This is a genomic window from Mitsuaria sp. TWR114 (assembly GCF_007997345.1).
Window position 1 is genome coordinate 1 of the sequence record NZ_VOSR01000001.1, and the last position, 25,334, is coordinate 25,334.

At 68.9% G+C, this 25,334-nt stretch carries 16 protein-coding genes, 1 tRNA gene and 2 pseudogenes; 13 read left to right on the plus strand and 6 right to left on the minus strand.

From position 1 onward, the window contains the following. The 4 genes and pseudogenes from FUT87_RS29775 to FUT87_RS00015 all read left to right on the plus strand — a co-directional run. Positions 1-233, plus strand: a 233-nt coding sequence (locus FUT87_RS29775; protein WP_222617006.1) for a hypothetical protein, incomplete at its 5' end; no start/stop codon positions are given. Between the two features lie 1,406 nt (positions 234-1,639). Further along, positions 1,640-5,893, plus strand: a pseudogene (locus tag FUT87_RS30140) (alpha-2-macroglobulin family protein); the annotation flags it as partial. A gap of 199 nt (positions 5,894-6,092) precedes the next feature. Continuing rightward, positions 6,093-8,174: a penicillin-binding protein 1C gene (gene pbpC / locus FUT87_RS30145; protein ID WP_255511592.1), complete on the plus strand. Its 2,082-nt coding sequence runs from the start codon at positions 6,093-6,095 to the stop codon at positions 8,172-8,174. Positions 8,175-8,300: 126 nt separating this feature from the next. Further along, a complete protein-coding gene (locus FUT87_RS00015; protein WP_091734163.1) occupies positions 8,301-8,606 on the plus strand; it encodes a hypothetical protein in 306 nt (101 codons plus the stop codon). A gap of 55 nt (positions 8,607-8,661) precedes the next feature. Here the strand turns inward: FUT87_RS00015 and FUT87_RS00020 are convergent, their stop codons facing one another. Further along, the gene (locus FUT87_RS00020; RefSeq protein WP_183481076.1) at positions 8,662-9,237 is read right to left on the minus strand and encodes a GNAT family N-acetyltransferase; all 576 of its coding nucleotides are present in this window, start codon (positions 9,235-9,237) and stop codon (positions 8,662-8,664) included. A gap of 365 nt (positions 9,238-9,602) precedes the next feature. On the opposite strand from FUT87_RS00020, the gene FUT87_RS00025 reads away from it, so the two are divergent. After that, positions 9,603-10,091 carry an SET domain-containing protein gene (locus FUT87_RS00025; protein WP_091734159.1) on the plus strand — a complete coding sequence of 163 codons (489 nt, stop codon included), beginning with the start codon at positions 9,603-9,605 and terminating at the stop codon, positions 10,089-10,091. Between the two features lie 146 nt (positions 10,092-10,237). Here the strand turns inward: FUT87_RS00025 and FUT87_RS00030 are convergent, their stop codons facing one another. Further along, positions 10,238-10,987, minus strand: a complete 750-nt coding sequence (locus tag FUT87_RS00030) for a UPF0149 family protein (protein ID WP_147239681.1) — start codon at positions 10,985-10,987, stop codon at positions 10,238-10,240. Positions 10,988-11,110: 123 nt separating this feature from the next. Continuing rightward, positions 11,111-13,737, minus strand: a pseudogene (gene alaS, locus FUT87_RS00035) (alanine--tRNA ligase). A 243-nt stretch (positions 13,738-13,980) separates the two neighbouring features. Here alaS and FUT87_RS00040 point away from each other — a divergent pair. Continuing rightward, positions 13,981-15,459 carry an NAD-dependent succinate-semialdehyde dehydrogenase gene (locus FUT87_RS00040; protein WP_147239690.1) on the plus strand — a complete coding sequence of 493 codons (1,479 nt, stop codon included), beginning with the start codon at positions 13,981-13,983 and terminating at the stop codon, positions 15,457-15,459. A 102-nt stretch (positions 15,460-15,561) separates the two neighbouring features. Here FUT87_RS00040 and FUT87_RS00045 read toward each other — a convergent pair whose 3' ends face one another. Then, complete coding sequence (locus tag FUT87_RS00045; RefSeq protein ID WP_147239682.1) at positions 15,562-17,241, minus strand: chitinase; 1,680 nt, start codon at positions 17,239-17,241, stop codon at positions 15,562-15,564. A gap of 146 nt (positions 17,242-17,387) precedes the next feature. Beyond that, a complete protein-coding gene (locus tag FUT87_RS00050) occupies positions 17,388-18,287 on the minus strand; it encodes a LysR substrate-binding domain-containing protein (protein ID WP_147239683.1) in 900 nt (299 codons plus the stop codon). A 168-nt stretch (positions 18,288-18,455) separates the two neighbouring features. Between FUT87_RS00050 and FUT87_RS00055 the strand changes: the two genes are divergently transcribed. The 7 genes from FUT87_RS00055 to FUT87_RS00085 all read left to right on the plus strand — a co-directional run bounded on the left by FUT87_RS00055 (position 18,456) and on the right by FUT87_RS00085 (position 24,530). Continuing rightward, on the plus strand, positions 18,456-19,664 hold the full coding sequence (locus tag FUT87_RS00055; RefSeq protein WP_147239684.1) for an MFS transporter: 1,209 nt from the start codon (positions 18,456-18,458) through the stop codon (positions 19,662-19,664). 82 nt (positions 19,665-19,746) lie between these two features. Next, positions 19,747-20,541: a 2,5-didehydrogluconate reductase DkgB gene (gene dkgB / locus FUT87_RS00060; RefSeq protein ID WP_147239685.1), complete on the plus strand. Its 795-nt coding sequence runs from the start codon at positions 19,747-19,749 to the stop codon at positions 20,539-20,541. A 104-nt stretch (positions 20,542-20,645) separates the two neighbouring features. Next, positions 20,646-21,221: a TetR/AcrR family transcriptional regulator gene (locus tag FUT87_RS00065; protein ID WP_147239686.1), complete on the plus strand. Its 576-nt coding sequence runs from the start codon at positions 20,646-20,648 to the stop codon at positions 21,219-21,221. Positions 21,222-21,295: 74 nt separating this feature from the next. Next, positions 21,296-22,033, plus strand: coding sequence for an SDR family NAD(P)-dependent oxidoreductase (locus tag FUT87_RS00070; protein ID WP_147239687.1), 738 nt, complete (start codon positions 21,296-21,298; stop codon positions 22,031-22,033). A 47-nt stretch (positions 22,034-22,080) separates the two neighbouring features. Next, positions 22,081-22,155 (plus strand) — tRNA-Gly (locus FUT87_RS00075). Between the two features lie 224 nt (positions 22,156-22,379). Next, positions 22,380-23,582, plus strand: a complete 1,203-nt coding sequence (locus FUT87_RS00080; RefSeq protein ID WP_147239688.1) for an MFS transporter — start codon at positions 22,380-22,382, stop codon at positions 23,580-23,582. Positions 23,583-23,612: 30 nt separating this feature from the next. Next, a complete protein-coding gene (locus FUT87_RS00085; protein ID WP_091734142.1) occupies positions 23,613-24,530 on the plus strand; it encodes an aspartyl/asparaginyl beta-hydroxylase domain-containing protein in 918 nt (305 codons plus the stop codon). A gap of 65 nt (positions 24,531-24,595) precedes the next feature. Here FUT87_RS00085 and FUT87_RS00090 read toward each other — a convergent pair. Next, the coding region (locus FUT87_RS00090) for a dioxygenase (RefSeq protein WP_147239689.1) at positions 24,596-25,334 on the minus strand (739 nt) is incomplete at its 5' end.

Genomic DNA, 25,334 nt, shown 5'->3' on the forward strand with positions numbered 1-25,334 from the left:
AGTCGAGGGGTTTTGCTTTTGGGATGCCGCTCTCCGGCATTTCCCCGATCATCAACGATGCACTGAGCGCGCTGCCGACTTTCGGGGGATGCGATGGCCCCTTTTGTGGGGCTGTGTTTTCAGTCTTGCGCGAAATAGACTGCTTGCTCGTCCGGGATTCCGAGGAGCGAGTGTGTATCGAGCACGAAAGACAGCGAGCTTTTTGCAGCTGGCGCTACTGGCATTTTTTTTGATCGGCAGGTCCTGTAACGCAGCCGAAATCGCGTCCGTTTCTCCTCAAGGAGAAATCGCTACGGTTCAGAACGTTGTCGTTCGTTTCAAGGCTGAGGTTGCACGTATTGGAGATCCCCGGTTGCCTCGCCCTGTCGAGCTGCGGTGCGACGGCATCGACGTCGCAGGCACAGGTCGATGGACTAACGAGCGCGAGTGGATCTTCGACTTCTCCCGTCCATTGGCCGCAGGCGCGAAGTGCGTTGTCACCGCGCGCGCCGATTTCCGCCCCACCGCGCGCGGAGCGGCACCGGGCTGGTCCGGCGCTCAACAGTTCATGTTCCAGCTGAGCGCGCCAACCGTGCAGCAGGTGAGGCCTTGGGAAGGCGGGCGCATCGAGGAGGATCAGCGTTTTCTCCTACAACTGTCCGGAACACCGCGCTTGGACACGGTCGCGCCCAACATGTGGTGCGAATCGAAGGCACTTGGTGAGCGCATTCCCGTGGAGCTGCGGCCCAATGCGGAGCGCGATGCAGCACTTCGAGCCGTCGGGCAGCGGCATACCGATAGCGAAACTTGGATTCTCGTTGCGTGCAAACGCCCGCTGCCAGCAGGCGCGGATGCCAGTGTCGTTTGGGGGCCTGGGATTACGGGCGCGTCCAACGCGGCGGTGCGTACACGTGGGGAGCGCCGGTTTCACTTCTCCGTGCGTCCTCCTTTGACGGCGGACTTCTCTTGTGAACGTGAGCGCGCGAATGCGCCGTGCCTACCGGTGCGTCCCCTGTCGGTGTCCTTCTCTGAGCCGATCGTCAGAGAGCAAGCGCTCAAGGTGAGGCTGAAGGGCCCCAACGGCGTCAGCCTGTCGCCGATTCTGCCGGCAGACCAGGATCAGGATTCGACGAACGCGTTCTCCTCGCTGCGCTTTCCTGCACCGCTGGCCGAACAGCAGGACTATGTGTTGGAGCTCCCTCCTGGAGTCAAGGACGAGAGTGGCCGAGCGCTCTCGAATGCTGCAAGCTTTCCAATGAAGATCCGGACTGCCGCGGCGCCTCCCTTGGCCAAGTTCGCCGCGGCACCTTTTGGCATCGTCGAGTGGGAATCCAAGGGCCCCAGCCTCGTGCCGCTGAGCATGCGGCACGTGCAAGCGGATCTGCAACCGCGTTCTGGCGGACATCTACGTATCAAGCGCATCAGCGACGACGTCGACATCCTTCGTTGGTACGGTCGGCTCCACAAGCAAAACGAATGGGAAGACCGCAAGTCCGAATGGTTGAAGGGCGCGGCGGATCTGCAGTCGATGACAGTACCGCAGCCGAATCCGGACAAGGCGATCGACGTGATCGGCATTCCACTGTCGCAACCGGGCTATCACGTGCTCGAGCTGAAGTCGCCGAAGCTCGGACAATCGCTGCTCGACCCCGTCCAGCCGATGTTCGTCCGGACCGGAACCCTGGTCACCAATCTCGGCCTGCACTTCAAGCTGGGAAAAGACGACAGCCTCGTGTGGGTGACCTCGCTCGATGGCGGTCTCCCGGTCGAATCGGCGCAGGTCTCGGTGTATGACTGTCGGGGCAAGTCCCTGTGGACGGGGCGGACCGACGCGCGAGGACTTGCGAGCATCGATCGCCCCAATCTCGATGCAGATCGAGGGCGTGGCGAGTGCATTGCCGAGTCGGGGCTCTTCATCACGGCGCGGCTTGATCGGCCTGGCAAAGCTCAGGACATGACCTTCATGTTCAGCGGCTGGAGTCGTGGCATCGAGCCGTGGCGTTTCAACGTGCCCGTCGCCTGGGGCTCTGAACGCGCCGCACGGGCGCACACGGTGACCGATCGGCCTCTCCTGCGGGCCGGTGAGACGGTCTCCATGAAGCACTTCTTCCGTCTGGAGACGGTCCAGGGGCTCTCCGACCCTTCTGCGGATCAACTGCCAAACAGGCTGAGGATCCAGTTCGAAGGGACGGGCGAAGATGTCGCCTCGCTGGACCTGCGCTGGGAGGGGGCACGCTACGCCGTGAGTTCCTGGAAGGTCCCCGCGGACGCGAAGCTGGGACGCTATCGCTTCGTGATGGAGCGCAGCGGCGAAACGTCGGGACCGCGGAGTTGGGACAGCGGCGGCGTGAAGGTGGAAGAGTTCCGCGTGCCGCTGGTCGATGCGCGACTGATTCCACCGAAGTCTCCTGCCCCCGGTGCGCAGGAGCAATCCTGGGCGGCGCAATTGAACTTCATGGCCGGTGGTCCGATGGCCAAGGCGGCGACCGAGGTGAGTGCGCTGTTGCAAGCTCGATGGGCCCAGTTTCCAGGATTCGAGGACTTCGTGTTCGATCCTCCCTCCGCGCAAGGGCCGGACAGCGGGAGCGAAAGCGACCCGGGTGATGACGAAGCTCCAGGCGGTCCGGTCGGCGCGAGCCGGTTGCTGCTCGACAAGCTCGCCTTGCAGACCGACGCGAAAGGCGGGATCCAGTTCAAGGTGCCGCTGAAGGGCACCGTGGACCGGCCGTCCGAGCTGCGCGTGGAGCTGAGCTACCGGGATCCCGATGGCCAGACGCACACGCGCGCGGCTTCGCAGGTCGTGTGGCCGGCGAACGTGGTCGTGGGCCTGCGCGCACCGAGCTGGATCGCCAACGGACAGCCCTTACAGATTCAGGCGGTGGCGCTGGACACGAACGGCAAGCCGCTCGCCAATCAGAAGATCAGCGTGGGCGCGCGTCAGATCCAGACGCTGAGCACGCGCAAGCGCCTGGTGGGGGGCTTCTACGCCTACGAGCATCAGCGCCAGTTGAAGGATCTGGGAGAGCTCTGCAGCGGCAAGACCGACGCCATGGGACTGATGCGCTGCGAAATCAAGCTGAACCAGGGCGGTCAGGTCGAACTCCAGGGCGGTCAGGTCGAACTGCTCGGTTCGGCGACGGACGAGGGTGGCCGCACGGCGCGCGCCGCGCGCTCGTTGTGGGTGACGCGAGCCGGTGAACTGTGGTTCGCCCAGGACAACGACGACCGCATCGACGTGATCCCGGAACGCCGTCGCTATGAACCGGGCGAGACGGCGCGCTTCCAGGTGCGCATGCCTTACCGGGAGGCGACCGCGCTGATCACCGTCGAACGCGAAGGGGTGCTCCACAGCGCGGTGCGGCGGCTCTCGGGGCGTGATCCCTGGCTGGATTTGAAGATCGACCGCAATTGGACGCCGAACGCCTACGTCGGCGTGATGGTCCTTCGGGGGCGTTTGCGTGACGTGCCCTGGTATTCGTTCTTCTCCTGGGGATGGCGCGAGCCGGTCAACTGGTGGCGTGAGTGGCGGGCCTCCGGCGACTACCAGCCGCCGACGGCCATGGTCGACCTGTCCAAACCCTCCTTCAAGTTCGGCATGGCGGCCATCGAGATCGGGCAGGCCAAGCATCGCCTGCAGGTCGAGGTGGTGCCTCAGCAACCCCAGTACGGGGTTCGCCAGAGTGCGCAGGTGAAGCTTCGGGTCACGCAGGATGGCAAGCCGGTCCCCGACGCGCAGATCGCTTTCGCCGCGGTCGACGAAGGCCTGCTGGCCTTGGCACCGAACCCGAGCTGGAAGCTGCTGGAAGGCATGATCCAGAGCCGCGCCTGGGGAGTGACGACAGCGACCGCGCACAGCGAGATCATCGGTCGGCGCCATTACGGGCGGAAAGCGGTGGCGGCCGGTGGCGGCGGCGGCTTCGCCACGCGGGAACTCTTCGACACGCTGTTGGCCTGGCAGCCGGTGGTCAAGCTGAACGCGCAGGGCGAGGCCCTCGTGCAGGTGACGCTGAACGACTCGCTGACGCGCTTTCGGCTGGTTGCCGTCGCGGACGCGCCCGGGCAGCGCTTCGGCACGGGGGAGGGCAGCATCAATGTGAGCCAGGACCTCCAGTTGCTCTCCGGCCTGCCGCCGCTCGTGCGCGAAGGCGATCGCGTCCAGGCCATGGTCACGGTGCGCAACGCGACGCAGCGCGCGATGGACTTGCGCGTGAGTCTCAAGGGTCAGGCCAGCCTGGAGGCCGGGGAGCAACCGGTGCCGACGGAAGCACGCCTCGTGAAGTTGGCGGCGGGTGCTGCGCAGGAAGTGGGTTGGGACATCGTGATCCCCGAAGGCGCGCAGCGCATCGTCTGGGAAGCGCAAGCCGAGGAACAGGGCGGCACGCGAGCCAAGGACGCCATGCGGACGACGCAAGCCGTCCAGGCGGCGGTGCCTTTGCGGGTGCTCCAGGCGACACTGCGTCAACTCGATGGGCCGCTCAGCCTTCCCGTCGCCGCTCCGGTAGACGCCTTGCCAGCGCAGGGCGTCAAACGTGGCGGACTGCAGATCGGGCTCCAGCCTCGGCTGTCGAGCGCGCTGCCCGGCGTCAGGCGCTACTTCGAACAATACCCGTTCACCTGCCTTGAGCAGCAGAGTTCGCGATTCATCGCCTTGCACGACGACGCGGCATGGGCTGGGCTGATGGGACAGCTGTTCAGCTACCAGGACAGCGATGGGCTCTTCTCCTACTTTCCGCTGTCGCGCCATCTCACCCAGGGGAGCGACGTCCTGACGGCCCATCTGTTGTCCGCCGCGCAGGAGTCGGGACGCGCCCTGCCTACGACCCAGCTCACCAAGGCCCTCGACGGCCTGGCCGCTTTCGTGGAGGGGCGCATCGAGCGTCGGCATTGGTCGCCTCGGCCCGACGAGGAGCCGCGGCGCATTGCCGCCCTGGCCGCGCTGGCGCGCCACGACAAGGCGACGGTGCGGCAGCTGGGGACGGTGGACGGCCGCAACCTGCCGAACTGGCCCACCAGCGCCGTCATCGATTGGTTGGTGCTGCATCAGCGGATGGCCTCGGCGCCGGACCGCGCTGCCCAGATCGCCGCGGCGCAGAACCAGTTGCGAAGCCGCTTGGGCTTCGCGGGAACCACGCTGCGTTTCGTCAACGAAGAGGGCGACGCCTGGTGGCTGATGGGCAGCGGTGACGCCACGGCGGCGCGCGCGATCCTTGCGCTGGTCGACGACCCGGCATGGAAGGAGGACCTGCCGAGGCTGGTCGTGGGCACGCTCGCTCGTCAGGAACGAGGGGCCTGGTTCAATACGACCGCGAACCTCTGGGGCGCCCTCGCATTGGAGAAATTCTCCGCTCGCTTCGAATCGCAGGCGATCAAGGGTCGAACCGAGGCCAAGCTCGCCACCGCTTCCGCGACGCTGGACTGGACAGGCAAGCCCGGTGGCGGCGAACTGCGTCTGCCCTGGCCCGCTTCGGGCGAGGCCACCTTGTCGGTCCAGCAGTCGGGCGAAGGCAAGCCCTGGGCCACGATCCAGGCCTTGTCGGCCGTTCCGTTGAAGGCTCCGCTGAACTCGGGATACACCGTGAAGCGGACCGTCACGGCGGTGTCTCAGAAGGCGGCGCCGCGTTGGTCGCGTGGCGACGTGATGCGAGTGCGGCTCGAGGTCGAGGCGGCGGCCGACATGTCCTGGGTGGTGCTGAGCGATCCGTTGCCGACCGGCGCTGCCGTTGTCGAGGGCTCGATCGACAGCCAGGGAGAACGCGCCGAGGGTGAGGCCTGGCCCGATTTCATCGAGCGCAGCTTCACCGCCTGGCGAGCCTACTTCGGCTATCTGCCGCGCGGTCGACATGTGCTGACCTACACGGTGCGTCTGAACAACGCCGGGCGCTTCCAAATGCCGACCACACGCGCCGAAGCGATGTACTCGCCCGACCGGTTCGGCGAATTGCCGAACGCCACCTTGGAGGTGCGCCTTGAACGGGGCCGGCGACTGCTCGCGCGCCCGCTTCGCACAAGCGGCGAAGCGTGGCGCCGTGTTTGTCGCCGGCTTGGTGGGGCTGTTGGGGGGCGCCTGTGCCCAGACGCTGCCCACTTTTGCGCAGACGCGCGCCTCGCATCCGGTGTCGGACTTCCAGTTGCTGGACCGACGCGGCGAGGTCCTGCAGACGGTCCGCTTGGATCCGAAACGCCGCGTCCTCGCCTGGGTGCCGGTCGAGCACATGTCGCCGTCGCTGTTGCGGGCCATGCTGTTGTCCGAGGATCAGCGCTTTTACGAGCACAGCGGGGTCGACTGGTCGGCAGTCGCCTCCAGCGCCTGGGCGAACCTATGGAACACGCGTACGCGTGGGGCCTCGACGGTGACGATGCAACTCGCGGGTCTGCTCGACGAGGACCTGGCGCACCGGGGGGGGCGCAGTTTCCGGCAGAAGCTGGGGCAGGCGTGGGTGGCCAGTCGCCTGGAGACCCAGTGGACCAAGGCGCAGATCCTCGAGGCCTATCTGAACCGCGTGCCCTTGCGCGGCGAACTGGTCGGGGTGCCGGCCGCCGCGCAGGCGCTTTTCGGCAAGCGGGCGAGCGGACTCGACGCCCGGGAGTCAGCGATGCTCGCCGCGATGCTGCGCGGGCCGAACTCGCCGGTGGAGACGATCAGCGCGCGGGCTTGCGGCGTGCTGCGGGCGATGCGCCAGAGTTGCGATGGCCTCGTGGACGAAGTGGGGGCGGTCCTGCGTCGCAAAGTGCTGACGGTGGCCGACGCACCGCAGTGGGCGCCGCATTTCGCCCGTCTCGCGCTCCAGCCGGGCGGACCCGCGGCGCAGCGCAGCACGCTGGACGCCACCTGGCAGCGGGTCGCCGTCCAGTCGCTGCGGCGGCATCTGGCGGAACTGTCCGGTCGGCAGGTCGAGGATGGCGCGGTCCTCGTGCTCGACAACGCCAGCGGCGAAGTCCGGGTCTGGGTCGGCTCCAGCGGCAGCCAGTTGTCGGAGTCGGCGCAGGTGGATCATGTGCTGGCCCGGCGGCAGCCCGGCTCGACGCTCAAGCCCTTCCTCTATGAACTGGCGATCGAGCGCCGCCTGATCACTGCGGCGAGCCTGCTGGACGACTCACCGGCCCAGATCCCGACGGCGGCTGGACTCTATCTGCCGCAGAACTACGACAAGCAGTACCGCGGCTGGGTCAGCGCGCGGGCTTCGCTGGGCAGCAGCCTCAACGTCCCGGCGGTGCGGCTGTCGCTGATGCTCACGCCGGAGGCGGTTTTCGAACGTCTCAACGCCCTCGGGCTGCGCTTGCCCGAGACGGGCGGCTTTTACGGTCCCTCGCTGGCCTTGGGCAGCGCGGACGTCACTTTGCTGGGGCTGACCAACGCCTACAGAGCGCTGGCCAACGGCGGCAGGTATGCCGACGCGGCGCTGCCGGGCGGGCAGCGGGCGGCGGGCGCCAAGCGCGCGTCGTCCCGTCAGGTCGCGGACCCCAGGGCCAGCTTCATCGTCGGCGACGTGCTGGCGGACAACAACGCGCGGGCGCTCACCTTCGGCCTGTCCAGCGCGCTGGCCTTGCCGTTCCCGGCGTCGGTCAAGACGGGTACCAGCAAGGACATGCGGGACAACTGGTGCGTCGGCTGGACCAGCCGCTACACCGTGGGCGTGTGGGTCGGCAACTCCAGCGGGGAGGCGATGCAGCAGGTTTCCGGTGTGAGCGGCGCGGCGCCGGTCTGGCGCGAGGTGATGCTGGCCTTGCACGCGGGACGGTTGCCCGAGTCGGTCGATCCCCCCCGCGGGGTGGTCGCTCGGCAGGCGCGATTCGACAGCGCGCAGGAGCCGCCGCGACGGGAGTGGTTCATCGCCGGGACCGAACAGGCGGTGATCCAGCCCGCCGGCACGGCCGTCGCGCTCAGCAATCCCGCCGACGGAGCAATCTACGCCCTGGATCCGGACATCCCGCCAGCGGCGCAGCGACTTCGTTTCACCCATGACGGGCGGCTCGAACGCGGCGCGACGGCCAGATGGCGCCTCGATGGTCGCGTCATCGGCCAAGGGGCAACGCTGGACTGGCTGCCGATGCCGGGACGTCATGAACTCGCGCTGCTGGACAACCGCGGGCATGTGCTGCAGCAGGTCCGGTTCGAGGTGCGCGGTGCGGGGCTGCGAGCACCCACGCGCCGCGGGGCGCCGCAGGCCGGGGCCGGCGCCTCCTCGCCGGGGTGAACCCATCCCGCCTGACCGCAAGTCAGCCGCTCCAGGGCGCAATTCGTCGCCAGCCTCTGGCGGCGAGGGGGCTGACTTTCGATACTCCACCATCGACGCCAAGATCCAGATTCGCGCGGGGAGACCATGCAGAGCCGACAACGACAAGCGCAGACCGCCCACCGGCATCCTCTGGCCCTGCTGGGGGCCGCCCTGCTGGGCGTTGCCTTGCTTCTGCCCGCCGCCCCGGCGCAGGCCAGCGAGGTCGTCAAGCTGGCTCGCCTGCTGATCACCGGCAAGCGGCAGCCCAGCCGTCCGCCAGCCCCCCAGCCTGCGGTTCCCGACCGCAGCACCGACAGCTCCTCCCAACCGCAAGGCCGCGCCTCCGACGGTGACTTGCATGCGCAAACCCAGCGGCGCAGCGCCGAAGGCGCGCTCGTCTCGATGGACTGATCACACGGGGAGCGCGCCCGGAGCCGGCCCCGGGCAAGCGGCGCCGCGCCTGACTTCACTCCGGCGAGCGTTCGATCACCGGCGGCCGCGGATGCAGGCGCGCCATCGTGAACGCATCGACGTAGCGACCCTCGCGAAGCGCGAAACCGCGTAGACGCCCCTCGTGCTCGAAGCCGAAGCGCTCGTACAACCGGATCGCCCGCAGGTTGTCGACGAAGACGGTCAACTCGATGCGTTGCAAGCCCAGCCAGTCGTCCGCGTGACGCACCAGCGCGTCCATCAGCGCCGAGCCGACGCCGAGGCCGTGCGCTTCCGGATGCACGCCGATGCCGAGCATCATCGCGTGACGACGGCGGGCCTGCGGACCGACCGGATGCAAGCCGGCGGACCCCACCAGGCGGTCGCCATCGAAGGCCAGCAGCACCAGTTCGCCGCTGCTGGTGTCGGGCGCCTTGCCGAATCGCTCCTGCCACTGCAGTTCCGAGGGGTAAGGCGTCTGCAGCAACCAGGGTTGCACGCCGGCATGGCCCATCAGCTCGGCATGGGCGCGAGCGTCCTCGACGCGCGGGCGCCTCAGCGTCAGGCCGTCGGCGATCCTGAGGTCGCGGGGGGAAGGGGGCGGGGTCTGCATCGGGGTCTCCTGGTGGGGTGAAGGACCGAGGGCGGAAAGCGACAAGGCCCGCGGGTAACGCGGGCCTTGTCGGGGGGAGTCGGGGATCCTGGGGGTGGACGTCGAGGTCCGGATCCGTGGGGAGGGTCTACCGCGATCGACGCTGCCCCGGCTGGCGTGCGCACAGGTGCGCATGCATCAGGCACATGCAGCACGGCTGGACGACGACGAAGACGGTGCGGTTCGCGAGGGACATGCGGGCCAGTATCTTGGACGTGCGTCGCGGCCGTCAACCGCGAACTTCCGGCGGCGCCCGGCGGCGAGTGGCAACGGCGCGACAATGCGCCTTTCCCGATTCTCCGCGGCCAGGACCGCGCCTCGTCTTCATGCCTCGACTGAGTTCCGTCGCTCCTGTCCCCGCCGCAGCCGTCGCCACCGAGGCACCGGCGCGTCGCAAGGGCGAGCCGCAGCCGGCCGAGCGCTTTGCGCTCACCGTGGACAAGAGCCCGATCGATGGCCTGGGCGTGTTCGCCGCCGAGCCGATCCCGGCGCGGCTCAAGATCGGCGAGATGCGCGGCGAGATCGTGCCGGTGCGCGAGGCCCGCCGGCGCATCGAGGGGCGACGCCGCATCCACGTCGTCGAGGTGACCGACAAGACGGCGATCGACGCAACGAAGTCCGACTGCGCGCTGCGCCACGTCAATCACAGCTGCGCGCCCAACGCGGTGCTGCGCATCCGGCAGGGACGGGCCGAGTTCTACGCGATCCGCGACATCGCGCCCGGCGAGGAGATCTGCGCCGATTACGGCGAGAGCCATCACGAGGGGCGATTGCGTTGCCGCTGCGGCGCGCCGAATTGCAAGGGCCGGCTCTGACGCTGAAGGCTCGCTGGGCTCCGGGAAGGACGAACTGCGCAGGCAGGCCGAGGCCGAACCGGGCCGTCGAGGCCCATCCGCCGGCACCATGAACAACGCCGGCGCGAGGCCGGCGTTCGGTGGTCGATGTGATGTCCGTGTGAGGCTCAGTGCGTCGAGTCGTCGCTCGCCAGGCCGGAGATCGCATCCTTCAGCACCCGCTGCTGCATCCAGAACAGGCGCAGGTCCTGCACGGTGAAGAGCATGTCGTCGATCAGCGCGTTCTGGTCGATGCCGTCCGGTTCTTCATAGGCCTTCTCGATGTAGGCCGCGCGCGGCGTCGAGTCCGCCGCCAGCGTCACCGCCTCGACCGCCTCCAGCATCAGCCGCAGGTCGTCGGCGCCGTCGCCGTCCGGCAGTGTCCAGGCGTGCGTGTCCTCGACCGCCTGCAGGAAGCCCTGGGCCCACATCGCGCCGGGCGCGGGCATGCGCTCCAGCAGTTCGGCGGTGATCGCGCCTTGCGCGACCAACTCGGCCTTGGTTTCCTCATCGAATTCGGAAATCAGCGGCGTCAGGTGCATCTGCTCGGGCGCCTCCAGCAGCGGCTGCGGCTCGAGGCTGTCGCCGATCTCGTTCCAACGCACGTGCAGCGCTTCCATGAACGCGTCGGTCAGGTCCTCCTCGTCCAGGCCGGCCGGCCAGTCCTCGCCGAACAGCGCGTCCATCGCCTGGATCGGCGCGGCGTCCGACGGGCCGACGCGCAGGGCGGTCAGGTAGCCATCCAGCGTGTCCAGCGTGATCGCCGGGGCATCCGGATCAGCCTGGCCGGCCAGCACGGCCAGCAGCTCGCCGAGGCGCTGCGCGTTCTCGACGTCAATCGAGTCGCCGAACTCGTCGGCCATCGGGGTGTCAGTCATTGCTACTCCAGTTGCATGAAACGACAAGGGCCCGACCGGGGCCCTTGAAGAAGAGGGTTCGTCAGCGCGCCGGGCCGGGCGGTTCGATGACCGCCGCCACCCGGAGTCTGCACCGCTTGTGTGTCAGACGCGTTCGCCGACCCAGGCCTGCACGCTGGCCAGCGCGGCGGGCAGACCCTTGGCATCGGTGCCACCGGCCATGGCCAGATCCGGCTTGCCGCCGCCCTTGCCGCCGACCTGCTGGGCGACGAAGTTCACCAGCTCGCCGGCCTTGACCTTGCCGATCGAATCGGCCGTCACGCCGGCCGCCAGCTGCACCTTGTCGCCATCGACGGCGGCCAGCACGATCGCGGCGGTCTTGAGCTTGTCCTTGAGCTTGTCCATGGTCTCGCGCAGCGTCTTGGCGTCGGCGCCGACCAGCGTGGCCGCCAGCACCTTCAGGCCCTTGACGTCGACGGCTTGCGACAGCAGCTCGTCGCCTTGCGCGGAGGCCAGCTTGCTCTTGGCGGCGGCCAATTCCTTCTCCAGCGCGCGGACCTGCTCCAGCACGGCGTGCACGCGCGGCTCGAGTTCGGCCGGCGCGGCCTTGAGCGTGCCGGCCACGGCCTGCACCGTCGACTCCAGCGACTGCAGGTAGTGCAGCGCGTTGTCGCCGGTCACCGCCTCGACGCGACGGATGCCGGCGGCGACGCCGCTCTCCGCGACGATCTTGAACAGGCCGATGTCACCGGTGCGATGCACGTGGGTGCCGCCGCACAGTTCCTTCGACGAACCGATGCTCAGCACGCGCACGGTCTCGCCGTACTTCTCGCCGAACAGCATCATCGCGCCGCTCTTCTGCGCGTCGTCCAGCGCCATGACGCTGGCGTCGGTGTCGGCGTTGGCCAGGATCTCGGCATTGACGATGGTCTCGACCTTGCGGATTTCCTCGGCCGTCATTGGCGCGGTGTGCGCGAAGTCGAAGCGGGTGCGCTCGGCATTGACCAGCGAGCCCTTCTGCTGGACGTGCGCGCCCAGCACCTCGCGCAGCGCCTTGTGCATCAGGTGGGTCGCGCTGTGGTTGCGGACGGTCTTGGCGCGACGTTCGGTGTCGACCTTGGCGACGAAGCTGTCGCGACCTTGACTGAGCCCTCGACGACCTGGGCGTGGTGACCGAACACGTCGGCCTGGATCTTCAGCGTGTCGTCGACGACCAGGCGGGTGCTCGCGTTGCGCAGCTCGCCGGCGTCGCCGACCTGGCCGCCGCTCTCGGCATAGAAGGGGGTGTGGTCCAGCACGACGACCACGTCGTCGCCGGCATCGGCGCTCTGCACCGCGGAGCCGTCGACGTACAGCGCGACGACCTTGGCGTCCTCGCGCGTGAGGTGCTCATAGCCGTGGAAGGTCGTGGCCGCGCCGGTGTAGGCCAGGCCCTGCGCCATCTTGAACTTGCCGGCCTGGCGGCCGCGATCCTTCTGCTCCTCGAGCAGGCGGTTGAAGCCGGCCTCGTCGACAGTCACGCCGCGCTCGCGGCAGACGTCGGCGGTCAGGTCCACCGGGAAGCCGTAGGTATCGTGCAGCTTGAAGGCGGTATCGCCGTCGACCTGCTTCGCGCCGCCGGCCAGCGCCGATTCCAGCAGTTCCATGCCGGTGGCGATGGTCTTGAAGAAGCGCTCCTCTTCCTGCTTCAGCACCTCGGTGACGCGGGCCTCGTCGCGGCGCAGTTCGGGGTAGGCGTCGCCCATCTCCCTGGCCAGCGCGGCGACCAGCTTGTGGAAGAACGGGGTGCGGGCGCCCAGCTTGTAGCCGTGGCGGATCGCGCGGCGGGCGATGCGGCGCAGCACGTAGCCGCGGCCGGCATTGCCCGGGATCACGCCGTCGACGACGGTGAAGGAGCAGGCCCGGATGTGGTCGGCGATGACCTTCAGCGACGGCGAGTCCTTGTCGCAGTCAACGGCACCGGCGCCGTCGACGGCCTGCTTGGCCGCGGCCAGCAGGTTGACGAACAGGTCGATCTCGTAGTTCGAGTGCACATGCTGCAGCACCGCGGCCAGGCGCTCCAGGCCCATGCCGGTGTCGACGCTGGGCTTGGGGAGCTTGTGCATCACGCCGTCTTCAGTCCGGTTGAACTGCATGAAGACGTTGTTCCAGATCTCGATGTAGCGGTCGCCGTCCTCCTCGGCGGAGCCCGGGGGGCCGCCGGCCACGTCAGGGCCGTGGTCGTAGAAGATCTCGGTGCAGGGGCCGCAGGGACCGGTGTCGCCCATCATCCAGAAGTTGTCGGACATGTAGCGGCCGCCCTTGTTGTCGCCGATGCGCACGATGCGCTCGGCGGGCACGCCGACGACCTTGTTCCAGATCTCGTAGGCTTCGTCGTCCTCGGAATAGACGGTGACCCACAGCTTCTCGGCCGGCAGCTTGAAGTGTTGGGTCAGCAGTTCCCAGGCATAGGCGATCGCATCCTTCTTGAAGTAGTCGCCGAAGCTGAAGTTGCCCAGCATTTCGAAGAAGGTGTGGTGGCGCGCGGTGTAGCCGACGTTGTCCAGGTCGTTGTGCTTGCCGCCGGCGCGGATGCACTTCTGCGCGGTCGTGGCACGGGTGTAGGCGCGCTTGTCGAAGCCCAGGAACACGTCCTTGAACTGGTTCATGCCCGCGTTGGTGAACAGCAGCGTCGGGTCGTCGCCGGGCACGACCGGGCTCGACGCGACGATCTGGTGGCCCTTGGATTCGAAGAACTTCAGGAAGGTGTTGCGGATCTCAGCGGCTTTCATGCCTGTCCTTTGCTTGATGGGCCTGGCGGTGCGGTGTGGCGCAGACGTCGCTGCGACATGAATCAGTTTGTGTCTTCGCGGGTGCGCGGTTTGCCGGAGAACGGGGCCAAACGCTTGATTTCGCGAAGCTTTCGATTATAGGGAGCCGAGCCCGTTGACGCGGCGTTGACATGGCGGCCGGGATGGCGCGGCTAGGATGCCGGCCTTTCCCGGACAGAGACACGGAGCACGGACATGGCGACGATGGACCCCAAGACCTCCCCGCTGGCACAGCTCAAGGATCCGAGCCTGCTCAAGACCGACGCGCTGATCAACGGCGAATGGGTCGGCGGCGCGAGCCGCTTCGACGTCGATGATCCGGCCACCGGCGCGCTGCTGACGCATGTGGCCAACCTCGGGGCGTCGGAGGCCGACGCGGCGATCACCGCCGCGAACGCCGCCTGGCCCGCCTGGCGGGCGAAGACGGCCAAGGAGCGCGCGGCCATCCTGATGCGCTGGTACCACCTGCTGATCCAGCATGCCGACGACCTGGCGCGCATCCTGACGGCCGAGCAGGGCAAGCCGCTGGCCGAGGCGCGCGGCGAGATCGTCTACGGCGCGAGCTTCGTCGAATGGTTCGCCGAGGAGGCCAAGCGCGTGCGCGGCGAGGTGGTGCCGACCACCGACGCGTCCAAGCGCACCCTGGTCATCAAGCAGCCGGTGGGCGTGTGCGCGGCCATCACGCCGTGGAATTTCCCGCTGGCGATGATCACCCGCAAGGTCGCGCCGGCGCTGGCGGCCGGTTGCCCGGTGGTGATCAAGCCGGCCGAGCAGACGCCGTTGACCGCGCTGGCCGCGGCCGAACTGGCGCAGCGCGCCGGCATGCCGGCCGGGGTGCTGAACGTGGTCACCGGCGACGGCGAGCACTCGATCGCCATCGGCCAGGTGCTGTGCGAGAGCGAGGTGGTGCGGCACCTCTCGTTCACCGGCTCCACCGAGGTCGGCCGGATCCTGATGGCGCAGTGCGCGCCGACGATCAAGAAGCTGTCGCTGGAACTGGGCGGCAACGCGCCCTTCCTGGTTTTCGACGACGCGGACCTGGACAGCGCCGTCGAGGGTGCGATCGCCAGCAAGTACCGCAATGCCGGCCAGACCTGCGTCTGCGCGAACCGGCTGTACGTGCAGGCCGGGGTCTACGACGCCTTCGTGGCGAAGCTGGCGGAGAAGGTGGGTGGCCTGAAGGTGGGCAACGGCTTCGAGCCCGGCGTGACGCAGGGACCGTTGATCGAGGACGCCGCCGTCGAGAAGGTCGAGCGCCATCTCGCCGACGCCGTGGCCAAGGGCGCCAAGGTGCTGGTGGGCGGCGCACGGCTGCACGACCGCTTCTTCCAGCCGACGGTGCTGTCCGAGGCGACGTCCGAGATGCTGTGCGCGCGCGAGGAGACCTTCGGGCCGGTGGCGCCGGTGTTCCGCTTCACCACCGAGGCCGAGGGCATCGCGATGGCCAACGCCACCGAGTTCGGGCTGGCGAGCTACTTCTTCAGCCGTGACATCGGCCGCATCTACCGCGTGGCGGAGGGTCTGGAATCCGGGATGGTGGGCATCAACACGGGGCTGATCTCGTCGGCGGAGGTGCCGTTCGGTGGCGTCAAGCAGTCAGGGCTGGGGCGCGAGGGCGGGCACCAGGGCATCGACGAATACGTCGAGACCAAATACCTGTGCATCGGCGACATCAATCGCTGATGCGGCCGCGCGCGTCGTTGTCGACGCGCCGCCGGTGCGGTCACCGTTCCGCGATCAGCGGATCAGCGGATCAGCGGATCAGCGGATCAGCGGACCGGCAGGTCAGCGCGAGCCGGCGCTCGTCACCGCGGGGCCGACATAGGTCCAGTACGTGTTGGCGCTGGACGTCGTCGGGAAGTACCAGTAGCGGCCGTCGGACCCCGTGGCGCGGAGCTCGTAGACCTCCATCGGCAGGCCCGGCTTGTGCGGGTTCAGGTAGCGGAAGCGGTCGCCGATCGCCGCCTTGCGATCATTGGCCCCCCAGGACTGGAGCGCGGCGATCCGGCCGTTGGCGGCCAGCGCCTCGTTCTTGTCCGTGCCCAGGTAGACCCAGAAGCGGTTGTTGGTCTTGTCGGTCGGGAAGTACCAGTAGCGGCCGTCGCTGCCCAGGCCCTGCAGGCTGAAGTACTCGGTCTGGCGGGTGTAGGGATTCTGGTACTCGTAGACGGTGTCCAGCGTGCCCTTGCGGTCGTTGCTGCCCCAGGTCTGGACGCGGTCATCGACGATGGTGGCGTCGGGGAAGTGGTGCTTGACGCAGGCCACGTAGTCCCCGGCCGTCAGCGCCGAATGCGGCGTCTGGTAGCCGACCAGCTTGCAGGCGTAGCTGCGACCTTCCGGGTTCGTGGGAACCCAGCGATAGTCCTGCTCCCAGTAGATCGGGGTGGCGCCGGCGCCGCCTTCGTCGAACTGCTTCATGCCCTTGCAGCCGAGCACTTCATCGGCGGGGACCGCCACCTTGAAGTGGGCGGCGAACGCGCGGTAGTAGCTGATCCGGTTCAGCGATTGCGCCACCTCCACCGAGCCGCCGCATTCGACGCCGCCGTTGATGATCTGCGTGGTCACGCCGAAGCCGGGCTTGAGGCCGTTCTCCAGGTCGCGCGCATTGGGCTGCCAGGTGCCGTCGACGACGAACAGCATCGGCGGCTTGGGCGGCTGCGGGTACATGTAGAAGAAGACCGCGCTGGCCAGGTTCAGCCAGGTGTCGGCGACCAGTTCCGGCTTGTCCAGCAGCGGGCGCACGGACCCGAACATCGCCAGCGAGAACGGGCCGTAGTTGTAGTTGTAGGACAGCTGCTTGGCGCCGCGGCCGAAGTAGCTCTTGTAGTCGCCGTTGGCGAAGGTGCCGCAGGGCCAGGTCTTGCCTTGCCAGGTGGCGGGGTTGCACTCGCCGTTGTAGCCGCCGCGCATGTCCTCGGTCCAGCCCATCTCGCGCACCCAGCGCAGGCCCTGGCGCCATTCGGGTTCGGGACGGTAGCTCTCGTGCGCCCCGGTTTCCTGCGCGAAGTGGGCGAACATCGTCGCCAGGGTCTTGCGGCAGATGGCATCGGCATCCCGACCGTCGGTGTAGTCGCCGCAGACCGCCGGGAACTTGCCGATCGCGCGCAGGAAGCCGCCATAGGTGTACTCGGGCGCGCGCAGCGGGAACAGATAGTCCCAGTCGGCGCTGGACATCAGGCGCTCGACGCGCCGGACGTTGGCGGGGTTCGCGCTGCGATTGGGGACGATCGCTTCGACCTGCTCGTTGGGCAGCGTGGCGATCGCCCGCTTGATCGCCGTCATGAGCGGGCCGTTGGTGAGGCGCGCTTCGTCGGCGAGCAAGGCCGACTGCTTCAGCACGTGGCCGCCCGTGGCGCCGTCCGCCGCGGTGGCCGGACCCGCGCCGATCAGCAGGGAGGAAGTGGCAAGGAAAGGCGGCAGGATCGACCGCGCGAGGAGAGGGAGACGGGGGAAGGAGAGCGTCATGGCTCGGCTCCGTAGTGAGGGAGCCGAGATGCTCGCGGCGCAAGCGGCCGCAGACCATTCCGTCCATCTGCGTCTGTCGGCGAGGGCTATCGCATGGAGAGGTGGGCCACTGCCTCTCCAGGGGAGGGAGACCCGCCACGCGCGCTTCAGGCGCCCTGCAACACGGCCATGCGTTCGGCCAGGTAGTCGAGGAAGCAACTGATGCGGGAGGCCAGCGCCGTGTTGCGGTAATAGACCGCGTGCACCGGTTGGCGGGTGTCGACGGTGTGCGGCGCCAGCACCTGCACCAGCGTCCCGTCGGCGCGGTCCTGCGTCGTCATGAAGTCCGAGAGCGTCACCAGCCCCTGGCCGGCGAGGGCGAGCTGGCGCAGGGTCTCGCCGCTGGACGCGCTGAGCGTGGCGTTGATCAGATATCCCTCGCCGCCGGACCAGCGCAGGGGCCAGGTGTTGAGGCTCTCCGGCGCGGTGAAGCCGAGCAGCCAATGCCCGCTCAGCTGTTCGACCTTGGTGGGCCGGCCGTGCGCCGCCAGATAGGCCGGACTGGCGAGCACGCGCAGCCGGAAACTGCCCAGCGGCCGCGCATGCAGCGAGGAATCCGCCAGCGTGCCGATGCGCAGCGCGACATCGGTGCGCTGCTCCAGCAGGTCGATGATCTGGTCGCTGCTGTTGAGCTCGAGCTCGATCTGCGGGAAGCGTTCGCGGAAGCCGCCAATCAGCGGCACCAGCACATGCAGCATGAAGGGCGAGGCGGCATTGATGCGCAGCCGCCCGGCCGGCTGGTCGCGGCGCAGGGCGAGCTGCTCCTCCGCCTCCTCGACCGAGGCCAGCACCTTGCGGGCGCGGGCCAGGAAGAACTGGCCCTCCTCGGTCAGCTCCAGGCGGCGCGTCGAGCGCCGCATCAGCGTCGTGCCCAGCTTCTGCTCGAGCCGGCTCAGCGCCCGGCTGACGGCCGAGACCGCCTGCCCGAGCTGCTCCGCGGCCGCGCTGATCGAGCCGGCGTCCACGATGGCGGCGAGGACGGCGAGTTCGTCGAGGGTGCTCTTCATGGGCGGGCGCTCCTGTCCAAGGTCGGGCCCGAGGCCGGCCGCGCCCCGGGGATCACGGCATCATATTTGCGACAGGGGCAAAAATCATTTGGCCGTTCGAGGCTTTTTCTGCAAGGGGCGAATGCGCACACTGGCGCCCATCGTCCCCTCACCGCAGGAGTCCTCCTCATGCCGATCGCCCTCTGGGCGCTGACCGTCAGCGCCTTCGCCATCGGGACCACGGAATTCGTCATCGTGGGCCTGATCCCGACCATGGCCGCCAACCTCGGCGTCAGCCTTCCCTCCGCGGGCCTCTTGGTCTCGCTTTACGCGCTGGGCGTGGCCATCGGCGCGCCGGTGCTCACCGCGCTGTCCGGCCGCTGGCCGCGCAAGCAGCTGCTGCTGGCGCTGATGCTGCTGTTCACCGCCGGCAACCTGCTGGCGTGGCTGGCGCCCGGTTACGGCGCGCTGGTCGTCGCGCGCGTGCTGACCGGCCTGGCGCACGGCGTGTTCTTCTCGATCGGCTCGACCATCGCCACCAGCCTGGTGCCCCGTGAGAAGGCGGCCAGCGCCATCGCCACGATGTTCTCGGGATTGACCGTCGCGCTGGTCACGGGCGTGCCGCTGGGCACCTTCGTCGGCCAGCATTTCGGCTGGCGCGCCACCTTCCTGGCCGTCGCCGCGCTGGGCCTGGTCGCCTTCGTCGCCAGCCTGGCCTTCGTGCCGCGCCAGCTGGCCCAGCCCGCGCCGGCCCGCCTGCTGCAGCAGCTCGAGCCGCTGCGCCAGCCGCGCCTGCTGCTCGTCTATGCGATGACGGCCGTCGGCTACGGCGGTTCGTTCATCGCCTTCACCTACCTCGCGCCGATCCTGCAGCAGGTCAGCGGCATCTCGGCCAACGGGGTCAGCCTGGTGCTGCTCGTGTATGGCGTGTCGGTGGCCTTCGGCAATGTCTGGGGCGGCAGGCTCGCCGACCGGCGCGGTCCGGTCGGCGCCCTCAAGCGCATCTTCCTCGGCCTGGCCGTGGTGCTGTTCGTGCTCAGCGTCACCGCGCACTCGCCGATCGCCGCGGTGCTGACCGTGCTGGCCTGGGGCGCCTTCGCCTTCGGCAACGTGCCGGGCCTGCAGCTCTACGTCGTCCAGCAGGCCGAGGCCCACGCGCCGAAGGCGGTGGACGTCGCCTCGGGCCTGAACATCGCCGCGTTCAACCTCGGCATCGCCGGCGGCGCCTGGGGCGGTGGCCTGATCGTCGACCGGCTCGGGCTGCTGCACACGCCGTGGATCGGCGCGATCGTGGTGCTCGTCGCCTTCGCGCTGACGGTGCTGGCCGGCCGCCTGGACCGCCGCTTCCCGCTGCCGCGACGCGCGCCGGGCGCCGGTCCGGTCGTCGTCGGACATTGAACGCGACCGCCCGCCGCAGTCCTTCCTGTTCCTCCCCAGATTTCCCCCTTCTGGAGTTCCCATGACCCCCTCCACACGCCCCATGCCCGCCCTCGGTCTCGGCACCTTCCGCCTGAAGGAGCAGACCGTCATCGACGCCGTCAGGAGCGGCCTGTCGCTCGGCTATCGCCACATCGACACCGCCCAGATCTACGGCAACGAGGCCGAGGTCGGCCAGGCGATCGCCGAGAGCGGCGTGCCGCGCGCCGAGCTCTTCGTCACGACCAAGATCTGGACCGAATCGCTGTCCGGTGACCGCCTGGTCCCGAGCCTGCGCGAGAGCCTGGCCAAGCTGCGCCTGGAGGCCATCGACCTGACGCTGATCCACTGGCCGTCGCCCGGCGGCGCGGTGCCGCTCAAGGAGACGCTGCAAGCGCTGCTCGACGCGCGACGCCAGGGCCTGACGCACGCGATCGGCCTGTCCAACTTCACCGTCGCGCAGATGCGCGAGGCGATCGAACTTGTCGGCGTCGCGGCGCTGGCCACCAACCAGGTCGAGTGCCATCCCTTCCTGCAGAACCGCGCGGTGGCCGATTTCGCGCGGGCGCAGGGCCTGCACTTGACGGCCTACATGCCGCTGGCCTACGGCAAGGTCATGGCCGACCCGGTGCTGCAGGACATCGCCGCCAAACACGGCACCACGCCGGCGCAGGTCTCCCTGGCCTGGCTGCTGCAGCAGGGCTTCGCGGTGATTCCGTCCTCCACCCGACCGGCCAACCAGGCGGCCAACCTGCAGGCCTTGTCGCTGCGGCTGGACGATGCCGACATGGAACGCATCGCCACCCTGGACCGCGGCGAGCGCCTGGTCAATCCGGACTTCGCGCCCACCTGGGACTGAGCGGCGCGGCAAGGTGGCGCGAATCGCGGCGGCGGACCGCGTCGCGCCTCCCGTCAATCCCCTTTATCTGGAACGGCCATTCCAGAATCGCTACAGTCCGCCGCATGGCCCGACCCAAGCAATTCGATCCCGAGCTCGCGCTGGACGCCGCGGTGGCGCTGTTCCGCGAGCATGGCTATGCGGGCACGTCCGCCGAGATGCTCACCACCGCAATGGGCATCGGCAAGCAGAGCCTCTACAACACCTATGGCGGCAAGTGGCCGCTGTACTGCGCGGCGCTGCGCCGGTATGCCGACGACGAGACCGGCGAGCACCTACGCGAACTCAAGGCCGGCAAGACCGGGCTCGATGGCCTGGAGCGGATGCTCAAGCGCGTCGCGGCGACGGCCCACCGGCCCTGCCTGGGCGTGAGCTCGGTGCAGGAGTTCGGCACCGACAGCGAAGGCAGCGCCGAACTGATCGAGATCCGCGCGCCGGCTGGCCAGGCCTTGCAGGCGGCGCTGCTCGAGCGGGTCCGCGCGGCGCAGGCCGATGGCGAGCTGTCGGCGGCGCTCGACCCGCGCCAGGCGGTGAGTTTCCTGTTTGCCCAGATCGCGGCGCTGCGGCTGGCCGCGCGCGGCGGCGCGGGCGAAGCCGAATTGCGCGCCTTGGCGCGACTTGCCTTGCGGGCTCTGAAGTGAGCCCGCTTTTTTTTGCTTGATTGTGGAACGACTGTTCCAGTAAACGATCCGAGGATCGAAGGAAGGAAGCAGCGATGACGACATCCCCCCGGACGCGCCGCGTGGCGCTGGTTTTCGGCGGCTCGCGCGGGATCGGCGCGGGCATCGCGCAGCGGCTGGCCAGCGATGGTTTCGATGTCGCGCTGACCTATGTGTCGCGGCCGGACGCGGCGGAGGCGGTGGTCGCCGCGATCGAGGCTGCGGGCGGGCGAGGGCTGGCGATCCCGGCCGACAGCGCTGATCCGGCGGCGCTGCGCGCGGCGGTCGAGCGCGCGGTCGAGCGCCTGGGGCCGCTGGACGCGGCCGTGGTCAATGCCGGCGTCTTGCGCCATGGCACCGTCGACGCGGTGTCGCTGGAGGACCTGGACCTGTCGCTGAACGTCAACGTGCGGGGCGTCTTCCTCGCGATCCAGGCGGCGGTGGCGCAGATGCGCGAGGGCGGGCGCGTGATCACGATCGGCAGCAACACGGCGATCCGTACCGGCACGCCCGGCAGCAGCGTCTACGCGATGACCAAGGCGGCGGTCGCGTCGATGGCCCAGAACCTGGCGCTGGACCTGGCGCCGCGAGGCATCACGATCAACAACGTCCAGCCGGGGCCCGTGGAGACTGACATGACCGCGCCGTTCGCCGATTACCTCAAGGACAAGCTGCCGATGGGCCGCATGGGCCGGCCGGGCGAAATCGGCGCGCTGGTGTCCTTCCTCGCGGGGCCCGAGTCGGGCTACATGACCGGCACGAGCCTGACCATCGATGGGGGGTACATGCTGTGAAGCCTGGGTCGGCGCCTCGCCGGCTTGGGCCATAATCCGCTCCCACCGCGGGCGTCGTATAACGGCTATTACCTTGGCTTCCCAAGCCAATGACGAGGGTTCGACTCCCTTCGCCCGCTCCACCCACGCGCGCCGGTCGTCTCGCGGTGCTGGGTCTCCTCCCTTGGGGTTCCCCTGGTTCCCTGGCCCGCCCGGGCTATTCCCCCCCGATTTCCCCATTCCAGCGGTCGCGATGCGGCCGCTCCCCGCTTTCGGGGCGCTCTCCAGAACCCCTGCGCCGTCCCGGCGATCGATTCATGTTGCAATGCTGAACGTTTCCTGAACGTTTTCTTTCAGCCGTTCCGACATGTCCGCCGCCTCACCGATCGCCTCGCCCGAGTTTTCCGACGATCCCCTGCCCAGTGCCCATACCGGCTGGGCGCTGCTCGCGCTGGCGATCGGCGGCTTCGCGATCGGCACCACCGAATTCGCGGCGATGAGCCTGGTGCCGTTCTTCGCGCCCGATCTGGGCATCGACATCCCCGCCGCCGGACACGTGATCAGCGCCTACGCCTTGGGCGTGGTCGTCGGCGCGCCGCTGCTGGCGGTGCTTGGCGCCAAGGTGCCGCGCCGCACGCTGCTGATCCTGCTGATGCTGGCCTTCGCCGTCGGCAACGGGCTCAGCGCGCTGGCGCCGGGGTATCACGCGATGCTGCTGTTCCGCTTCCTGAGCGGGCTGCCGCATGGCGCCTATTTCGGCGTCGGCGCGCTGGTCGCGGCGTCGATGGTGGCGCCGCAGCGCCGCGCCCAGGCGGTGAGCCTGATGATGCTCGGCCTCACCGTGGCCACCATCGTCGGCGTGCCGCTGGCCAACGCGCTGGGGCAGTGGGCGGGCTGGCGCTGGGGCTTCGGCGTGGTGACGCTGCTGGCACTGCTGACGGCGGCCCTGGTCGCGATGCATGCGCCGAAGGACCGCGTCCAGCCCGGCGCCAGCGCGATGCGCGAGCTCGGCGCGCTCGGCCGCCGCCAAGTCTGGTTGACGCTGGGCATCGCGACGATCGGCTTCGGCGGCATGTTCGCCGTCTACACCTACCTGGGCTCGACGCTGCTCGAGGTCACCCGCGCCGGCCCCGGCCTGCTGCCAGTGGTGCTGAGCGTGTTCGGCATGGGGATGACGGCCGGCACGCTTGGCGCCGCCTGGGCCGCCGACCGCGCGCTGATGCCCACCGTCGGCGGGCTGCTGCTGTGGAGCGCCGCGTCGCTGGCGCTGTACCCCTTCGCCGCCGGCCACTTGTGGACGCTGCTGCCGGTGGTCTTCCTGATCGGTTGCGGCGGCGGGCTGGGCACGGTGCTGCAGACGCGGCTGATGGATGTCGCCGGCGATGCGCAGACGCTGGCCGCGGCGCTCAACCATTCCGCCTTCAACGCGGCCAATGCGCTGGGCCCCTGGCTGGGCGGGCTGGCGATCGCCGCGGGCCACGGCTGGACCTCCACCGGATGGGTGGGCGTCGCCCTGGCCTTCGGGGGAATGGCCTTCTGGGCGGCGTCGCTGGCGCTCGATCGCCGATAATCCGCCGCTTGTCTTCAGGAGTCCCGACACATGGCCGACTGGCTGCCGCCCACGCGTTACTGGGTGCTGGCGATCTTCATCGCCTCGGCGCTGTACGCCCATTTCCGCGGCCGCGTCCGCTTCAAGCTGGCCCGCGCGCTCACCGACTTCACCGTGCTGATCTCGCCGATCAACGCGGTCATGTACCTGTTCTCCCGCGCCCCCGCCACGCCCTACCTGAACACGGCCGAGTTCCCCGAGCTCAAGCTGCTGCGCGACAACTGGCAGGTGATCCGCGAGGAAGCCCTCAAGCTCAACGACGAGGGCTTCATCAAGGCCGCGTCCGGCTACAACGACATCGGCTTCAACTCGTTCTTCAAGACCGGCTGGAAGCGCTTCTACCTGAAGTGGTATGACCGGGACATGGCCTCGGCCAACGCGCTGTGCCCCCGCACGGTCGAGCTGCTCAAGCAGATCCCCGGCGTGAAGGCGGCGATGTTCGCGTCGCTGCCGCCGGGCGCGAAGCTGGTGCGTCACCGCGACCCCTACGCGGGCTCGCTGCGCTACCACCTGGGCCTGACCACGCCCAACGACCCGGGCTGCTACATCGAGGTCGACGGCCAGCGCTACCACTGGAAGGACGGCGAGGACGTGATGTTCGACGAGACCTTCATCCACTACGCCGAGAACACCACGACGCATCAGCGCGTGATCCTGTTCTGCGACGTGGAGCGCCCGGTCCACTTCGCGCCGATCCGCTGGCTCAACCGCGCCTTCGGCAAGCTGGTGATGACCTCGGCGGCGACGCAGAACCTGGAGAGCGAGCCCATCGGCGGCCTCAACAAGTTCTTCTATCACGCGTACAAGGTGCGCCTGTTCTTCAAGGCGTTCAAGGCGAGATCCCGCCTCGGCTACTACATCGTCAAGTGGGCGCTGATCCTCGGGATCCTCGCGGCGATCTTCCTCTGATCGCCGACGCGGTGTCCTGATGAACAACGGCCCTGCGGGGCCGTTGTCGTTGGTGGGTCGGCGGATCAGGAGGCCGCGGCGGGCGCGTCGGCCGGCGTATCGGCACGCGCATCGGCATGCGCCAGCGCGTCCTGGAGCGCGCCGGCCTGCGGCCCGAACGCATAGGCATCCATTCCGAGGCAGCCGAAGGTGACGCCCTCGTGGATCCGCAACGGCGCATGATCGCGACCGCCGGCACCGGCGGCGACATACCAGGGCAGCAGGTGCTCGTCGGTCGGGTGCATCAGCGTCGCATGGGGTGCCTGCGCCCGGTAGGCCGCGAGCGCCGGCCAGTCCCGGGCCGCCGAGCGCTCCGCGAACCAGCGCCGGAAGGCAGCCGATTCCGGCATCTCCGGCACGCCGTCGCCAGCGGCGGTCCCGGTGACCGCGGAGCGCATCAGCAGCCTCAGGTTGTGCGTGATGCTGCCGGTCCCCAGGACCAGCACCCCGTCCGCGCCCAGGCCCTGCAGTTGCTCGCCGAGCGCCATCAGCTGCGCCGGCGACGCGTGCGGCGTCAGCGTCAACGGGATCACCGGCACGTCCGCCGCGGGGATCAGGTAGCGCAGCGCGGTCCAGATGCCGTGGTCCAGTCCGCCGTGCTCGACGACGGGCAAGGCCAGCGTCTGGCCGAGCCGCTCGGCCAGCGCCGGATCGCCGGGCGCGTCGTAGCGCAGCGCGGACAGCGCCGGCGGGAAACCGCCGAAGTCGTAGACCGCCTCGTGCCGTGGCGCGCCGAGCAGCAGCGCCGCGCGCGCGGTCTCGTCG

Excerpts from the sequence above, each read along its gene's own strand:
- FUT87_RS00040 (WP_147239690.1), top strand. The coding sequence starts at position 13,981 with ATGGACCCCAAGACCTCCCCGCTGGCACAGCTCAAGGATCCGAGCCTG.
- FUT87_RS00070 (WP_147239687.1), top strand. The coding sequence starts at position 21,296 with ATGACGACATCCCCCCGGACGCGCCGCGTGGCGCTGGTTTTCGGCGGC.
- FUT87_RS00065 (WP_147239686.1), top strand. The coding sequence starts at position 20,646 with ATGGCCCGACCCAAGCAATTCGATCCCGAGCTCGCGCTGGACGCCGCG.
- FUT87_RS00025 (WP_091734159.1), top strand. The coding sequence starts at position 9,603 with ATGCCTCGACTGAGTTCCGTCGCTCCTGTCCCCGCCGCAGCCGTCGCC.
- FUT87_RS00030 (WP_147239681.1), bottom strand. The coding sequence starts at position 10,987 with ATGACTGACACCCCGATGGCCGACGAGTTCGGCGACTCGATTGACGTC.
- FUT87_RS00045 (WP_147239682.1), bottom strand. The coding sequence starts at position 17,241 with ATGACGCTCTCCTTCCCCCGTCTCCCTCTCCTCGCGCGGTCGATCCTG.
- FUT87_RS00085 (WP_091734142.1), top strand. The coding sequence starts at position 23,613 with ATGGCCGACTGGCTGCCGCCCACGCGTTACTGGGTGCTGGCGATCTTC.
- FUT87_RS00080 (WP_147239688.1), top strand. The coding sequence starts at position 22,380 with ATGTCCGCCGCCTCACCGATCGCCTCGCCCGAGTTTTCCGACGATCCC.
- FUT87_RS00020 (WP_183481076.1), bottom strand. The coding sequence starts at position 9,237 with ATGCAGACCCCGCCCCCTTCCCCCCGCGACCTCAGGATCGCCGACGGC.
- FUT87_RS00055 (WP_147239684.1), top strand. The coding sequence starts at position 18,456 with ATGCCGATCGCCCTCTGGGCGCTGACCGTCAGCGCCTTCGCCATCGGG.
- FUT87_RS00015 (WP_091734163.1), top strand. The coding sequence starts at position 8,301 with ATGCAGAGCCGACAACGACAAGCGCAGACCGCCCACCGGCATCCTCTG.
- FUT87_RS00050 (WP_147239683.1), bottom strand. The coding sequence starts at position 18,287 with ATGAAGAGCACCCTCGACGAACTCGCCGTCCTCGCCGCCATCGTGGAC.
- dkgB (WP_147239685.1), top strand. The coding sequence starts at position 19,747 with ATGCCCGCCCTCGGTCTCGGCACCTTCCGCCTGAAGGAGCAGACCGTC.